This is a genomic window from Psychrobacter immobilis, from assembly GCF_904846065.1.
In the GTDB taxonomy this organism is placed as follows: domain Bacteria; phylum Pseudomonadota; class Gammaproteobacteria; order Pseudomonadales; family Moraxellaceae; genus Psychrobacter; species Psychrobacter immobilis_H.
In genome coordinates this window covers 945065-960841 of the sequence record NZ_CAJGZV010000001.1, presented here as the reverse complement: position 1 = coordinate 960841, position 15777 = coordinate 945065, and the positions used below count along the sequence as shown (strand labels likewise).

The window sequence follows — 15777 nt, the reverse complement described above, 5'->3', positions numbered from 1 at the left end:
GACTTCTCATACATATCCTTTATGACATTCAAAGCAGTCAAAAAACATACCTACTGCTCCACTTCATCGATATGAACAAGACGCCGAAAAGCAACATAAATGATAGATAAACTGAGCAAAACCCCAACAAATGAGAAAAGGGCAATGGCTATCATATCTGACTCAAAAACGTCAAAACCTACATACAGCGCTGCAGCACGAAATACCACTGCAAACACTTCTCTAATCAAAAGAAATCGCTGTAAACGCAATGCTGGCAATGCCGCAGTACTCGCACCAGACACTAAACTGGTCAAAAGCCAAATAGACAGCCACTGCGAATAACTACCTGCCAATGCCCACTCTACACCGAACACTAAAGAAAAAAGATAATCACCAAAAACGAACACCGTACCGAATGGCACAATACCAACCACCAATAAAATCAACGTCACTTTTAATAAAAATTGATAAGCCTCAGGTGAATTTGCTGTGATGGCACGCGTAATTTTAGGATAGAAAACCTCTCCAACCGCCTGACCTAACAGCATCGCGGGTGCACCAAGCACAAGGACAGCCAACGAATACTGCCCTGCAGAAGAGGCACTAAATAGTGATGCTAACAAGATAGTTGGCAACCCCACTGAAGCCGCATTCAGGATACTTTGTGGCATACGATATATCGCAAAATCACGCTGCGATATGGCGGCATGTCGAACACCCTTAGTACCAAACCAATGACGCACATTTAACACACCTACTCTAGGTACACGAAGCATCTGCATGATAAAGTTTGTGAGCTGCCCTGCTATCGTCAATAAAATAAGCAACATCCCTGAAGGTGCTAGCATACCGCCTATCAGCTTACTACTATCTGTCACAAGCTTGCTTTCCACATAAGCCCGAGCTTTCGCTTTAAATAAGCCCACTCTAATAGCAGACTGATCAGCGACAGAAAGAAAAGCACCGACTAATAGCGTTAATGGTATGAGATATAGCATGTTTGGCGTGCTTTCCATACCCATCCAACTTGCCAAATAAAACTTGCCGACATAGACAACAATGAATGAGAGGACAGCTATAACCACACTGAGCAATATGGACAATCGGGCAATGGCCGCAGCATCCTCATCACTGTCAGGCATCACGATTGCATTGGCATAGCCCATAGTGGCAATCGGCGTAATAATGCTGACGATAGCAGTAAAGGCAGCAGCGATACCGAAATCCTCAGGTCTATATAGTCTGGTAAGAAATGGCATAAAAATCATGGCGATGGCCTGTCCAGCAGCAATCCCGCCACCGACCATGACCACATCTCGCACAAAGTGACTGGTTTTCAACCTGTTTATTGTGCTCTGTATCGATGAAAATACTCCAGAGCTCATGACATATTGTCCAATTTAGTGACTCACAGAACTTGTAAGGAATTTATGACAGCGCGCCTCTCTCTATTAACCCATTTCATCTGTCAGTGTGGTATCTACTTTCTCTACCTCGCCATCTTTATCAGACCCTTCTCGGTAACCTTCGACAAAAAACTTAAACTGTGTTTTTAGCCAGACCACATCCTGCTGCTTTGCTTTTTCTGCAAATTCAAATAAAATATTTTCGATATCTTGCAAAGGAAAGCTGTGCTCCATTGCTTGCATAATCAATGGATGAAAAGTAGGTTCGATATTGTCTTCACCAATGATTAACTCCTCGTAGAGCTTTTCACCCGGTCTCAAGCCAGTAAATACGATTTCGATATCGCCATTGGGATTGCTATCATCTTTTAGCTCACAACCTGTCAAACGAATCATACGTTTTGCCAGATCAACAATTTTGACGGGCGCGCCCATATCAAGCACAAACACTTCACCACCGAATGCCATCGCACCTGCCTGAATAACCAAACTGGCCGCTTCTGGAATCGTCATAAAATAGCGTGTGATGTCTGGATGAGTGATGGTGATCGGACCTCCTTGCTCAATCTGTTTGGTAAATAACGGCACCACAGAGCCTGATGACCCTAAAACATTGCCAAAACGCACCATGCTAAAACAAGTCTGACTGTTACTTTGGCTCAATCCTTGGCAGACCAACTCAGCCAAGCGTTTGGACGCTCCCATGACATTGGTAGGTCGCACGGCTTTGTCAGTAGAAATCAGCACAAAAGTCTCAACGCGAGCCTGTATCGCAGCACGGGCACAATGGTAGGTGCCTTTGGTATTATTGATGGTGCCCTCAAAGGGATTGGACTCAACAATAGGCACATGCTTATAGGCTGCAGCGTGATAAATCGTTTTTATATGGTTTTTTTCGAATATATTGATTAATTTTTTTTCGTTACTGACACTGCCGATAATGCTAATAATCTCAATATTTTGATAATCAGCATTCGCTGTTTTTAGATTACCAAGTTCTTGATCTATAGTGTATAAAGCATACTCAGACTGTTCATATAGCACCAAGCATTTAGGCTTATTTTTGATGATTTGCCGACACAGCTCACTACCGATTGAACCACCTGCCCCGGTAACGAGAACATTTTTGCCCGTGATATTTTTTTGTAGCAACTCCGCAACAGGTTCGACCGTTTCTCGTTCGAGCACATCTAGTATGTCAACGGGTCGTATATGACTGACGGTTACTATCTCATCAGCAAGCTCACGTAAGCTTGGCAAGTCTTTTATCTTAACGGAGATACCTGACAGACTGTCCATAATCTGTTTTTTACGAGCACGGCTCATAGAGGGCATGGCTAAAATCACCTGCGCCACATTGAGTTTTTCTATCAACCACGGAAGCGCGTGAGCCGCATATATTTGTTTGCCATGTAAATAAGCCCCAGTAAGCTGCGGATCATCATCGATATATGCCACCACATTGTACTGATAAGAATGCCTCAAACTTTCTAGCAACTCTCGACCAGCTTCTCCTGCACCATAGATAATCACGTTGTCACAACAGGCATCTGGACGACGGCTTTGACCTGCACCCTGTAGACGTTTCAGTAACGCGCGGATCATGAGCCTACTATTCCACAGCCAAATAAAAAATAGAAATAAAAATATAACGGGGGCTGAGCGCGGTATTGTCGCTGATGGGCTCAAATAAATGATGACTTGATAAACAATAATAAGTAAAAAAAACAGTTGCAGCACACGACCCATCACTGCATCAAAAAACCCTCGAGAGGCGCTGCGATAAAAACCAATAAGATATAAGCTAGCAACCGGCACGAATGCATAAAAAGCCAATGCTGCAAGACTGATATGAGAGGCCATATACCCTTGTCGTAGCATCAATGCCAATAATAGGCAAAAGATCGACATGGCAAAATCTATACTAAATAAGAGGGTACTTTTAGTCAGGCGTGGTAATGACAATAAATACAGAGCCATACGCTTCGACCATTGATTAAAACCACTGGACGATTGATAAGCATTGTTTGACTCTGTTTTTATAAACATAATATCCACCCAATTAAGTTGGTTTGCTTATGAGCGACAACCACGCAAACTAGCGGTTATCTCCATAGGCATAATGATAATGGTAGCTATATTTATCCATAAGACCCTGCTGTACATCATTGAGAATAATGCCATCTACTTGTACATTGGCTTTATTCATTTGCTTGATCGCATAAACCAGCTGCCCTTCTATTGAATGATTAAACTTCGTAACGATGAGTACTTTGTCTGCATGTTGCGCAAGTACCATAGCATCTGACGCCGCCAATATCGGGGGTGAGTCGATGACAATATAATCGTATTGAGTTTTTAATTCTGCCATCAAATGATTGAATTTTTCGCCCATCAATAAGGAGGTGGGATTATGCGGTTGCCGTCCGCGCGGTATGAAATCAATCAACTCCATACCAGTGGGGTGAATAAAGCTTTCGACCCCTAAGCTAGGAACCTCACTGTCTGATCGAGTACCATCAATCGGAGAAAAATGCTTTTTATCCTGCAACAAATAATCGGCAAGACCATCATGTTGGCTCATATTAAACATTTTATGCAGCTCACCTAAGCGCATGTCACCATCTATGACCAAGACTTTTTTGTTGAGCTGGGCAAATACCTCTGATAAATTGGCAGCGATAAACGACTTGCCCACACCAGGGCTCTCCCCAGTAATCAATATGACTTGCGCGGGCTGCCCGACCGCTGTCCCCATTGGCATACCAAACATCAAATTGGTTCTTAAGCTTTTGATCGCCTCATAACTCAAACTACTGTGATCAACATGAGCGAGCATGCGAGGGGTGGTATTCTTCTTTTTACTCAACCTCGACAGTAAGGGTGAGCGTGGAATCGTTGCGATGACAGGAATGCCCGTTGTGACCTCTAAATGCTCTGGATCTTTTACGACATTTCTAACAAGGTTCTTCAAGAGCACCAGCATTACCCCAAACATCATGCCTATCAATGTGGTCAGCATCAGGATTTGTAGTTTATTTGGTGCAATGGCATTAAAGGTACTGGTCGGTGAATCGATAATACGGGCATAGCCGATTTGACCAGCCTTGACGATTTTAAGTTGCTCATAATTTTTGAGCAGCGTTAGATAGATTTCTCGATTGATTGCCGTATCTTCTGATAGCTTTAGAAACTCTCGCTGTATTTCAGGTAGACCTGCAATAGTATTATCTATCTCTCTTGTTCTATTATTGAGCACTTTGAGCTGTTCATTAATTTGAATGACCAGTGGATGTTCTTCGGTGTAATAAGTGGTTAGGTCTGCTTTTTTGAGTTTAAGCTCATTGAGCTGCTCATCGATGCGGGATTTCTCATTCAATAACAACTCGGCTTCTTTACCCACATCAATCGTGCCATATTTTTTACGAAAGTCATTAAACAGTGCTTCAGAAGTCTCTAGTTTTTCTTTTAATAGGGGGATCTGCGTTTCCATAAAGGCAAGTGTTTTGGTCGTTTCTTCAGAACCGCGAGATTGGTTTTGATCGACGTAAGATCGGACGATCTGATTGAGTATAGTCGTGATTTGCTCTTGGTTGGGACCCGTCATCGACAGCTGAATAATCCCCGTTTTTTGACCTTTTTCTTCAACGGATAAGGCGCTGTTGATAGCGTCAGTCGCAGCCTTTATCGTCTGCTTACTAATATTAATTGGGTAACCATCAGCAGGTAACTCTGTGACAGTAATATTAATTTGACCGTCCAACCCTTTGAACTGATGCGCCTGACCAAGCTGACCTTTAAATTCATCAAACCCATTGCTCAAAACAAACCCTGTAGCAGATTTTGTTAGTGTAAAAGATTGGTTTAAGTACGCTGGTGATACATCAAATTGGCGGACTTTTACTATGCCATTTTCGGTATCAAGAGACACATCATCCGGTGTGTTTAATTGCGTGTAAGTACGATTGCTTTTTATTCTATCAAGATGACCAATATTGGGATCTGTTAGTTTAATGCGCAGGTGCAATAGCTCAACCACTGGCTCCAATATCATACGTGATCGTATCAGCTCTGCTTCTGTCTCCGCTTTGCTGACTTCTGCACCAACCAACTCTGAGATACTCTCGCCAAGCGCCTCTATTCCTTGAGTATTTTCTTCAATCTGTATCAGCGCATCTGATTTATAGATGGGATTCACATAGCGGGTATACAAAAGCCCTAGTAAAAGCCCCAATATCGCCATGAGAGCAATGATTTTCCAACCACGTAACAATACTAAAACCAGCGCCATTAAATCGATGTCGTCATTGTTTTTTTCGCCCGTAGACGTTGATAGGTCTTTTGAATCCATATTATTCATAACCATATACTCATCGCTCAATGTTGATCGTTTAATAGCATTCGCTGAACTTCAACGCTCTAATCGATGTCGCGTCGCTAATCTTGTCAGTCCATTGTTCAAGACTATCGATAATATCTTGTCTACTCTTCTCAAATGCTGAGTCATCCTGCTGATAAGGGTCAGCAATATCTTTATCAAGCCAATGCCCTATTCGAAAGGTTTTTCCGCGACAGTGCGGCCACTGACTTTCAATCCATTTGGTTTGGCTGGTTGTCATCGTCAAAATTAAATCTGACTGACTGACTAATGCTTCATCAATTTGCTTAGCGATATGAGCACTGATGTCTATATTATGAGTGGCCATCAATGCAACCGCTTTGGCATCAGCTGCGTGACCTACGAGCGCTGACAAACCAGCAGAGTCAATGTGCTTTTCTGGGTAATATGCCGTTAATATGGCAGCGGCCATCGGGCTGCGGCATATATTGCCAACACAAACAACCAAGATCTGATCAAACGCTCCCATGACTGACTCCTATATCCCTGAAATCACATTGATTGCTGATGTTGAAGGCAGTATGGCGCTGATAATACGATTCCAGCGCGCCAAGCCAGTTGGATCAACATAAAGGATGTCATTGGCTTGCATGTCAAAACGACTGGCCAAGGTAAAACTTGTGATGCTTTGCATGTCGACATAATAAATATTTGTGTATTGATACTTTGGATTATCCCGAACGATATATACTTTGGCCGCATTGGCTGTATTAGAATTCAACCCATTTGACTCACCTAATACATGCGCTAGGCTCAGCCCTTGCTCAGGAATAGCAATGGGCTCAATTTTGCCAAACTCTCCTAATACATAGACCTTATTGCGGCTTTGGCTATTGACATGAATAGCATCACCGTCTTGTAAGTATATTTGATTGGCAGACAGCCCCACTTGATTTAATGATTGGATACCGAGCTTGTAATTTTTGCCTTGACGGTTTAATACGATATGGTTTGAATCACCCGTATCAGTCGTACCACCCGCCATAGAAATAGCGCCATATACTGAGATGGGCACATCTGCGATAGCAAACTCACCAGACTGCTTGACCTCACCATCCACAAAAAACTTACTACCACGGTAGTTGATGATTTTGACCTGAGGATCTGAGTATTTGAGATAGCGTTGAAGCTTGCTTTGCAAAGTGGCAGTGAACTGCGGCACACTGAGACCGCTGGCTTTGACTCTCCCTATTAAGGGGAATTGTATAAACCCTTGCTGGTCAACGGTCAGACTAGACGTTGAGGCGTTAATATCTGGATAATTGGTCAGGATAATATTGAGAACATCCCCTTTAGCAATGCCATAGCTGACACGCCCAGATGTTTTTACTAAATGATATAAATCTCGATCAAGGATGACGGCTTCTTTAGCTGGTAGATTAGCCAAACTCAAAGGTTGAATATAGAATTGTAGACCATTTTCTGCAATGAATGTCCCTGACTCGGGTAATTTTCCAGACTGAAGTCCTGAATTTATTGTGCAACTGCTGAGCAATACTGTCAGCAATAAGCAAGACGCACTTGCTATTAAGGAGCGCTTTTGTACAGAAATGAAATATTTATAAACCATAACAGTTACTCATATTTATATTCGTGAATCAAAAATAAGTGCCTTGCTGCTATCAATATATTCATAAAAAAGGATGTATTTATTGAATATACACCTAAACTATACATAACGCAATATTTATAAACATTGATGTAAGAACATTTTTTTAGTTAATTTATTTTAGGTAAACCCTTTTCAAAAAAGGTGTATAGCGCATATCGATAAAAACAAAAAGACAGAAAAATCTAAATCGGCAGACATATTCAACGGAGTTAGCAGTATTTTTTAGGGTTCATGCTGTCAAAAATATAAATTTGGTATTGGTTATACTGCTTAATTGATCTTAATAATATTCGAAGAAATCACTGTTTTATTAAAAAATAAATATAAGCATTTGTGTGCAAATACCTTACTTTTATAACACCCTAATCAACTTTTATTTTAGAAATCTCTTTTAATTTAGCAAACTTTCTTTTATTAATATAAAACGATAAATTGATACCGTTTGTAGATACTGGTTTGCGTGCTAAAGTCATCAAAATAGCGTAGAATAGTCAATCCAATTTTTTACATTGAGAAATGTAAACCCACCGACTCAAGGACATGATTATGAAAGATGAAAAATTACAGAAAGCCCTCGCCCGTATGGGTCTTGGCTCACGCCGTCAAATGGAAGAAGTCATAAAATCAGGGCGTGTTACTGTTAATAACGGACCTGCGACCATTGGTGATCGCGTCGAGCAAGGCGATGAGATTCGTGTTGACGGTCGTCAGATTAAATACACCTCTGAAAACGAAAAGCGTCGCCGTGTTATCGCTTACTACAAACCTGAAGGCGAAGTCTGCTCTGCTAAAGATCCAGAAGGTCGTCCAACCGTTTTTGAGCGTTTACCAAAACTGACTCATGATCGCTGGGTGATGGTTGGTCGCTTGGACATCAATTCAACTGGGCTATTATTGTTTACCAATGATGGTGAGATGGCGCATCGCTTGATGCATCCGTCTGGCGAAGTCACTCGCGAGTACGCAGTACGTGTATTGGGTGAAGTGACTCCTGAAATTGCACGTGCATTAACGGCTGGCGTTATGCTAGAAGATGGCATTGCAAAGTTTGAAGATATCAAAGAAGGCGGTGGTGAAGGCGTCAACAAGTGGTATCACGTCCAACTAAAAGAAGGTCGTAATCGCGAAGTACGTCGTTTGTTTGAATCACAAGGCCTGAAAGTAAGCCGTCTACTACGCACGCGTTACGGTACGATTGCTCTACCAAAAGAGCTACGTACTGGTCGTTTCTTAGAACTCGACAGAAAAGATATCAATACGTTGACCGATCTAGTGAGCTTACGTCCTCGTTATGGTACGGGTCTGCATGGCGCAGCGAAAGAGAAGCAAGAGCGTATCAGAAGCAAGCCGCTTAAAGCGCGTCGCGCTACTGACAGTCGTAGCGACACTCGCAATAGCAGCGCGAAGCCTAAAAGCAGTGCTAGCCCTGCCAGCCGTGGTACGCGCAATACTCGTGACCGCAACGACAAACGCTAATTGTATCAATCTATCCTGATTTTAAATCTTTAATTGATTTAAAGTAGACCACAAAAAAGCAGCCAATGATTATTCATCATTGGCTGCTTTTTTATATAAGTTTTACAAAAAGTCGTTGTCAACCTGACGACTTATATTTAGCTATCGTGGCTATTAATATAATTCCTCATGACTCGTAGCTCTTGCAACTGCTGACTTTCCATTTGTTCTAATAATCTATCTAGACGCTGCTCAATATTATTAAATACCTGCTGTAATAACTGATTGGCTTCTGCCTTTTTTTCATTATCTGCATTGTCCGCGCTTATATTAACATTCGCTAGATGATGATGACTGGCAAGCATTTCAGGCAGCCTAGTGTGTAACATCTTATTCAATAAAAACTGTTGCTCGGTTACGGCAGGCGTTTTATGCTGAGCTTGTAGTGACTTTGGATACGCTTGATAGCGGGTTACTTTTTCATCGATACGTTTTAATTGGCGCAGCTGTGGCTCTGACAAATTTTTCAGGTGTTTTTTATGTAAATTTAGTTGCTGCCAACTAAGTTTGGACAATGACAACGGTGCATCATAATCCTGATAAGTGAGTACACCTGGCGAAATACCGACCGCTTTGTGTAGCGCATGCCAGCCTTTTTTACCCAAATAAAAGGTGGTGACGGTCGTTACAATGCCAATGCCTATTAAGATGCTCATATACCCTTACTCTTCATCGTTTAATCACACCACTTTGCCTTTACAGTTTAATATTCTCAGCACTCACATTCTTACCAGTTGCGCCAGTTGGATTTTCAATCGCTTTAATTTCTATATTAGCACTATTGACACTACTAACATTGCTATCGAGCTTTTGCATATCTGTCGTAGCAGCAGGATTATTAAAGCGTTTTTGTAGATAGCGGTTGGTCGCCAGCAGCTTTTGACCATCTTGATGATAAGAGGCATTCAGTAAATCATCAAACTGAGTATTAATGGTACGTAATACATCTAATAGCGCTTCTTTTCCAGTCACATTAGAGTGCTTGATTTTGGTCGTGTCAGCGCGTGCGCCATCCCCCACATCTAAGTCGTGCAAGCGGCGATAGTCAGTTACAGCAAGTGGCACATGTCTGTCCATTAAATTTTGAATCATAATGTAGGTTTCATTGACCGTGTCTTTATCGTCTATCTTGCCATCATTATTGGTATCGCCATAAATGACCCGCAGCTTTTCCCCTTTTTCATTGATTTGGTCGAGTGCTGTTTTGACTTCAACAGGCAAGCTTTTTTCTGGGATATAACCCAATTGCGGCATCGCTTTGTACTCAAGCATTTTAGGCGCAGTCATTTTTTTGACACCACGATACCCCAGATATAACCCAGCTACTGGTAACACTCCATATAAAATGAACATGACAAACATCGCAGTAACTTGAGTCATTAGAGTATCCTAATTGTTGAATAAAATGGCTTGGCTAAATAGCTTGGTAAATTTCTTATTATTCTAAATAAGATAGATAGTTATTATTAAACAAAAAAATAAGGCTCTATTAAAGCCCTATATTGTTATGCATTGCGTCGCTTGTGTGAAAACCATGTTAGGACGTGTCCCCAATTTAATCACAGCTCTGAATTATGTTAATTTTATAATGACAATCAACAGCCATTAACTTTTTGTCCGGCTTTTGACATAACGGTGCGTTGAAGCCAAACGATTCATCACCGTTTGATGCAGCTCATCTAACAATTCATCAAGCTCATAATCAATTTCTAAAAACAAATCCGTCAGCATGTCACCTGCCGTCATTTTTCCTTGCACCATATTGTTTTTGGTGCGGTGCGGACTAAAACGCTGTAATTGCTCATAATGATGGAGGGCTTCTGGAATGCTCTCTGACACCAGCTTATCGATGACAAATTGGCGTTCATTATGTTGCTGTTGCTCCTCGTTCAGCTCACTGCTCCACTCACGATAGCGTTTTAACTTACCATTGATACGGTCTAGTATCGCAACGGCCTCGATGGGCATGGCGTTTAGGGTGGCTTCATCGACCACATCAACAAGCTCAGTCATAATCGGGCAGCGTCCATGTTTGAGATACCACAAGGTATCGGGGTCAAAAGGCGGTCTATTGGTCGGGCGCATCTGAGCGCGATTGGACAGGTAGCGATCAGTCAATGGTGTCGGCGTTCTGATATCACTCACTTGCGCCAAAGCATCACAAATACGTTCGCTGCGTTCAGGCGGCGTCAGTACGGAACGCTGACTGACAGCTTGATCATTTTTATCATTGTTTTTACTATTGTTATCAGTCACCTCTATATCTTGACTGATAGCCATCTCCTGAGCATTTTTGGCTGCTAGCGTTGGCAGGTCATCTTGAGCTTGCCCAAATGACTTTAGCATTCTTGTCAGACTTACCACCATGACCTACCTTACCCCTCGTCCCGTGCACGCTTATTGCGCTCGTATTGCATAGATTTATCCAATAGCGTATCTTAACAGCTTTTTACCACGCTGCCAGTAAGCAAAATGTCAACACCTCTCATCCGCCCCATGCTAAGCACACTATTATGAATGCGACCGACTACACCTCTGGATTCTTACTTGGGCTATCGCTCATCATCGCGATTGGCTCACAAAACGCCTTTGTACTCAAACAAGGACTCAAACGCGAGCACATATTTTTTGTCTGCTTATTTTGCGCGGTCAGTGATGCGCTGTTAATCTCTGCTGGCGTTGGCGGTTTTGGCGCGGTTACGGCGCAATATCCGCAAGTGGTCAATATCGCAAAATTCGCTGGCGTCATATTCTTGCTAGGATATGGATTGCAGAGCTTATATGCCAGTGTGCGCGTCACACATGCACTCACCGTCGAGGGACAAGTCGTCACCAGCTTAAAAAAAGCCCTGTTATTATGTTTTGGCTTTACTTGGCTCAACCCACACGTCTACTTAGATACATTGGTACTCGTTGGCATGGTTTCAACGGGTGCTAGTAGTAAGCTGGCATTTGCAGTCGGTGCAGTCAGCGCCTCATTCTTTTTCTTTTTTGCGTTGGGTTATGGGGCGCGATTACTCAAACCATTATTTGCCAAACCAAAAGCGTGGAATATACTCGATGCTTTGGTAGGGATACTCATGTTGTATTTGGCGTGGCATCTGTACCGAAGTTAAAAATAGCGATAAAGGCAAAATAGGTGATAGGCTAAACCATTAACACAGCCCCTACATATTAATATAAGAATAAAAAAAGCCAAACACATTGTATAAACGCGTTTGGCTTTTTGGAATCTGACACTTTTACTATTTACGATACTTTTTTACGCTTTTTAGGCTTAACGAAGGTTAAGTTCAAAAAATGCTCAAGCGAGTCATCAAGGACGTCCAACCAAGGCTCTGGTAACTCAGGCGATAGCGTGCCTGTTAACGTAGAGCGATACGCCTTTTCTCTAAAGGTCATGATATTATCGGCTTTATCTTTTTGCCATTCTTTTAAGATTTCACCCTGTTTTTCAACTGCAAATTCTGGATAATCGGTCGCATTGGTTAAATCACGAATATAAGCGGCTTGAAAGTCGATTGAATCGCTGACCGTCACGCACTTCGCATAAGTTGCCAACCACTTTTTCTCATCTGCTTCACGGTGTACCAATTCAGGCAATTCGATATCGCCCATCATCACATCGCGTGCATACCATGCTTGAGCGTCAAACATATTAAAGGTGAAATACTGATCCTGCATACCTAAATAAATGAGCTTTGGGTTTGGCTGCCAGAAAATCCCTTTGTACAAGTTGGCTGGATATAAGCAGTTATGCGTTTGCAGACGTAATTCATCGGGCATAAAGGGGAAATGAAACAGGTAACCAGTACACATAATAATGGCATCAAATTTTTGACTAGTACCATCGGCGAAGTGCGCCACATCTTCTTCAAAATGGGTGACCAAAGGCACTTCTTTGATGCCCTCTGGCCAATCATAGCCGAGTGCTTGCGAGCGATAGCTGATAGTGACTGATTTGGTACCATACTTATAGCACTGCGTGCCAAGGTCTTCAGCTGAATAACTACTGCCGATGAGCAAAATATCTTCGTCTTTGAACTCTAAGGCGTCACGAAAATCATGCGCGTGCAGAATGCGACCGGGGAAAGCTTCTAACCCTTCAAAGTAAGGCATGTTTGGCGTGGAAAAATGACCCGTCGCTACCACGACATAATCAAATTCTTCCACTTCTTGCTCATTGGTTTTATGATTCATCACCGTCACGGTGAATTTTTGCGTGTCATCATCGAATGACACCCAACGTACTGGGCATTCAAAGCGAATGTATTTTTGGATATCTTGTTTATCGATACGCCCCATAATGTAGTCTTTTAGGACTTCACGCGGTGGGTATGAAGGGATCGCTTCACCAAAATGCTCGTCAAACGAATAATCAGCAAATTCTAAGCACTCTTTGGGACCATTAGACCACAAATAACGGTACATACTACCGTGAACAGGCTCACCATTTCTGTCTAACCCTGTGCGCCAACTATAGTTCCACATGCCACCAATAGCGTTTTGCTTTTCATAACAAACTATCTCAGGTAAGTTTTTTGCGCCAGCCAAACGAGCTGCTTCAAAAGCGCGTAATTGTGCTAAACCACTTGGACCTGCACCTAAAATAGCAATTCTTTTATTACTCAAGACTAACTCCTATGATAATAGTTGTCTGTCCACTGTAACATATTTTTATGAATGGTGTTTTTTCGAATACTTTTGGTGATTAATTAGCCATAGCTTAAGACATGACTATTCTCCAAAAAGGGCTTCTAACCGAATCTTTGGTTTTTAAATTTGATATGAGTTGGCACATGCTTTTCATTAGGGCGTATTAAACATGCATAAATCGGCACTGTCAGTGCTAGGGTTGAATACTCAACACGTCCTTTGAGGAATAAATCAAAAAGTTGACGGACAAACATAAGGTAGCAGAGTCATTACACTAAATCAGGAAATAAAGTGCGTAAGCCATTAACGATAATTTCGATAGAAACTGCCGCCAATAACATCCCCATAATTCGGCTCATGATGTTCAATCCAGTATCACCCAGCAAGCGACTGATACGACCTGCCGCCATCAATGCTAGATAGCAAAACAGACTGATAAATAAACCAGCAATCAATATGGCAGATACTTGCAAAATACCAGAGACTTGTGAAGAATAAATAATCACCGTCGAGATACCACCCGGTCCAATCATCATTGGAATAGCGATTGGCACAACTGCTGCTGCCATAGTGGGCGGTGCGTCTTGTACATGGTCAACATCGAAGTTTTCTTGATCGGGCTTCACGGGATTACCGTCGCCATTCATCATATTAAGAGCAATCAAAAACACCAAGATACCACCTGCCAGCTGAAACGAGCCGATAGAAATACCAAGTGCTTTTAATAATGTCTCGCCTGCTACCGTAAAGAAACTAATAGTGATAAAAATCGTCAAACAAGCAACACGCGCCACTTTGCGTCGATTATTCATCGAATAACCACGGGTCAAATCCAAAAATAACGTCAAAGCGCTAAAGGGATTAATCAGTACCATAAAGGCTAAGATTATCTTGATGATTTCAGTATTCACTGAGCGCTCGCTTGTCTATTAGTCAAATCGGGCAAAAAGATAAGGTCATCGTGCAAGTGCAACGATGACCCAATAGGTGGTTAACAATAACTTTGTAGCTTATATTGTATCATAGGCAGATAAGCTAATTAAATCATTAACTTTGCTTACCTTTCTGGCAGCAGACTATCAACGAAAATAGAGGCTAAACATTGACCTATCAGCCACCATTTGCGGGTAAATAACCTCATAAAGCTTAATCGCTAAAACAGGTATGTAAAGACAGCCATATTGAAAATTATGCGCTAAAATCAAGACCGATATCTAATGCTGTGGTACTGTGCGTCAAATAACCCATGGCAATAAAATCAACACCCGTTTTTGCTGATGCTTGTACCGTTTCAGGAGTAATACCACCTGAAGCTTCTGTTCTCGCGCGACCTTTACACATCGTTACTGCCTGCGCTAGTATTTCAGGGGACATATTATCTAATAGCACCAAGCTCACGCCAGCGTCTAGTGCCTGCGCTAATTGCGCTAAAGTATCGACTTCTACTTCGATGGGAATTAAATGCCCAGCAAAATCTTGGGCTTGTTTAATCGCAGTCTTTATATCACCAGCGATGGCAATATGATTGTCTTTGATTAAAATAGCATCATCCAGTCCCAAACGATGGTTGCGTCCGCCGCCGCAGCGTACCGCGTACTTTTGTACAATGCGCAAGCCTGGAATGGTCTTACGTGTACAAGTAATTTGCGCAGGATACTCTGCCACACTATCTACAATTTTTCTGGTATCTGTCGCAATACCACTCAAGTGGGTCATAAAATTGAGCGCGGTACGTTCTGCTGTCAGTAAATGGCGCGCATTACCACCCACACTAGCCAAGACTGTACCCGCGTCGACCCATTCACCATCAGCAACTTGAGCCACAAACTCAATCTGAGGATCAACCATCGCAAACGATAAACGTGCCAAATCCATACCACATATCACGCCTGCTTGCCGCGCTTTAATCTCTAGCTTTGCTTGCATATCAGCTGGAATGGTGGCTTGTGATGTGACATCTCCGCGTCTGCCCAAATCCTCAGTTAGCGCAGCTTCAACCAAAGGTCTAAGCAATACATCATCCAATGCTGGTTCTTTTTTAACTATCATCTTTAACCCTTAAATAAACGTGGCGTTCATATATGCTGATGCAATTAAACTCAAAATGAGCATAAATATATCGTAAAGTTAACAGCCTCGCAAGGAACCGTCATCATTTTGTGCAGCCGACAGGGTTTTATAATCATCAAAATAAAGATAGCAAGGTA

General features: G+C 42.2%; 13 protein-coding genes. 2 read left to right on the top strand and 11 right to left on the bottom strand.

Annotated features, from left to right (window positions below; translation table 11 throughout):
* Window positions 1-50: 50 nt before the first annotated feature.
* From JMW64_RS04140 to JMW64_RS04120, 5 genes are all read right to left on the bottom strand, one after another.
* Entirely contained in the window at window positions 51-1367 is a 1317-nt protein-coding gene (locus JMW64_RS04140; protein WP_201553532.1) for an oligosaccharide flippase family protein, read from the bottom strand.
* A gap of 66 nt (window positions 1368-1433) precedes the next feature.
* The gene (locus JMW64_RS04135; RefSeq protein WP_201553531.1) at window positions 1434-3437 is read right to left on the bottom strand and encodes a nucleoside-diphosphate sugar epimerase/dehydratase; all 2004 of its coding nucleotides are present in this window, start codon (window positions 3435-3437) and stop codon (window positions 1434-1436) included.
* A 49-nt stretch (window positions 3438-3486) separates the two neighbouring features.
* Window positions 3487-5748 (bottom strand): polysaccharide biosynthesis tyrosine autokinase, encoded by a 2262-nt coding sequence (locus tag JMW64_RS04130; protein ID WP_227694053.1) that lies wholly within the window; start codon window positions 5746-5748, stop codon window positions 3487-3489.
* A 31-nt stretch (window positions 5749-5779) separates the two neighbouring features.
* On the bottom strand, window positions 5780-6256 hold the full coding sequence (locus tag JMW64_RS04125) for a low molecular weight protein-tyrosine-phosphatase (protein WP_201553529.1): 477 nt from the start codon (window positions 6254-6256) through the stop codon (window positions 5780-5782).
* 9 nt (window positions 6257-6265) lie between these two features.
* Window positions 6266-7357: a polysaccharide biosynthesis/export family protein gene (locus tag JMW64_RS04120; RefSeq protein WP_201553528.1), complete on the bottom strand. Its 1092-nt coding sequence runs from the start codon at window positions 7355-7357 to the stop codon at window positions 6266-6268.
* 588 nt (window positions 7358-7945) lie between these two features.
* On the opposite strand from JMW64_RS04120, the gene rluB reads away from it, so the two are divergent.
* Window positions 7946-8875, top strand: a complete 930-nt coding sequence (gene rluB, locus JMW64_RS04115; protein ID WP_201553527.1) for a 23S rRNA pseudouridine(2605) synthase RluB — start codon at window positions 7946-7948, stop codon at window positions 8873-8875.
* Between the two features lie 137 nt (window positions 8876-9012).
* Here rluB and JMW64_RS04110 read toward each other — a convergent pair whose 3' ends face one another.
* The 3 genes from JMW64_RS04110 to JMW64_RS04100 all read right to left on the bottom strand — a co-directional run bounded on the left by JMW64_RS04110 (window position 9013) and on the right by JMW64_RS04100 (window position 11260).
* Entirely contained in the window at window positions 9013-9570 is a 558-nt protein-coding gene (locus JMW64_RS04110; protein ID WP_201553526.1) for a hypothetical protein, read from the bottom strand.
* A 40-nt stretch (window positions 9571-9610) separates the two neighbouring features.
* On the bottom strand, window positions 9611-10294 hold the full coding sequence (locus tag JMW64_RS04105) for a hypothetical protein (RefSeq protein ID WP_201553525.1): 684 nt from the start codon (window positions 10292-10294) through the stop codon (window positions 9611-9613).
* Between the two features lie 225 nt (window positions 10295-10519).
* Entirely contained in the window at window positions 10520-11260 is a 741-nt protein-coding gene (locus JMW64_RS04100; protein WP_201553524.1) for a hypothetical protein, read from the bottom strand.
* Window positions 11261-11427: 167 nt separating this feature from the next.
* On the opposite strand from JMW64_RS04100, the gene JMW64_RS04095 reads away from it, so the two are divergent.
* Window positions 11428-12030 (top strand): LysE/ArgO family amino acid transporter, encoded by a 603-nt coding sequence (locus JMW64_RS04095; RefSeq protein ID WP_201539543.1) that lies wholly within the window; start codon window positions 11428-11430, stop codon window positions 12028-12030.
* Window positions 12031-12163: 133 nt separating this feature from the next.
* Here JMW64_RS04095 and JMW64_RS04090 read toward each other — a convergent pair whose 3' ends face one another.
* The 3 genes from JMW64_RS04090 to nadC form a co-directional block, all read right to left on the bottom strand.
* Entirely contained in the window at window positions 12164-13546 is a 1383-nt protein-coding gene (locus tag JMW64_RS04090; RefSeq protein WP_201553523.1) for an NAD(P)-binding domain-containing protein, read from the bottom strand.
* A gap of 293 nt (window positions 13547-13839) precedes the next feature.
* Window positions 13840-14481: a MarC family protein gene (locus JMW64_RS04085; protein ID WP_083475671.1), complete on the bottom strand. Its 642-nt coding sequence runs from the start codon at window positions 14479-14481 to the stop codon at window positions 13840-13842.
* Window positions 14482-14758: 277 nt separating this feature from the next.
* Window positions 14759-15619: a carboxylating nicotinate-nucleotide diphosphorylase gene (gene nadC / locus JMW64_RS04080; protein ID WP_045451696.1), complete on the bottom strand. Its 861-nt coding sequence runs from the start codon at window positions 15617-15619 to the stop codon at window positions 14759-14761.
* Window positions 15620-15777: the final 158 nt, after the last annotated feature.

Bases quoted from the DNA above. Each gene is read 5' to 3' on its own strand.
- JMW64_RS04110 (WP_201553526.1), bottom strand. From the start codon at position 9,570: ATGAGCATCTTAATAGGCATTGGCATTGTAACGACCGTCACCACCTTT.
- nadC (WP_045451696.1), bottom strand. From the start codon at position 15,619: ATGATAGTTAAAAAAGAACCAGCATTGGATGATGTATTGCTTAGACCT.
- rluB (WP_201553527.1), top strand. From the start codon at position 7,946: ATGAAAGATGAAAAATTACAGAAAGCCCTCGCCCGTATGGGTCTTGGC.
- JMW64_RS04135 (WP_201553531.1), bottom strand. From the start codon at position 3,437: ATGTTTATAAAAACAGAGTCAAACAATGCTTATCAATCGTCCAGTGGT.
- JMW64_RS04125 (WP_201553529.1), bottom strand. From the start codon at position 6,256: ATGGGAGCGTTTGATCAGATCTTGGTTGTTTGTGTTGGCAATATATGC.
- JMW64_RS04130 (WP_227694053.1), bottom strand. From the start codon at position 5,748: ATGAATAATATGGATTCAAAAGACCTATCAACGTCTACGGGCGAAAAA.
- JMW64_RS04095 (WP_201539543.1), top strand. From the start codon at position 11,428: ATGAATGCGACCGACTACACCTCTGGATTCTTACTTGGGCTATCGCTC.
- JMW64_RS04105 (WP_201553525.1), bottom strand. From the start codon at position 10,294: ATGACTCAAGTTACTGCGATGTTTGTCATGTTCATTTTATATGGAGTG.
- JMW64_RS04120 (WP_201553528.1), bottom strand. From the start codon at position 7,357: ATGGTTTATAAATATTTCATTTCTGTACAAAAGCGCTCCTTAATAGCA.
- JMW64_RS04100 (WP_201553524.1), bottom strand. From the start codon at position 11,260: ATGCTAAAGTCATTTGGGCAAGCTCAAGATGACCTGCCAACGCTAGCA.
- JMW64_RS04140 (WP_201553532.1), bottom strand. From the start codon at position 1,367: ATGAGCTCTGGAGTATTTTCATCGATACAGAGCACAATAAACAGGTTG.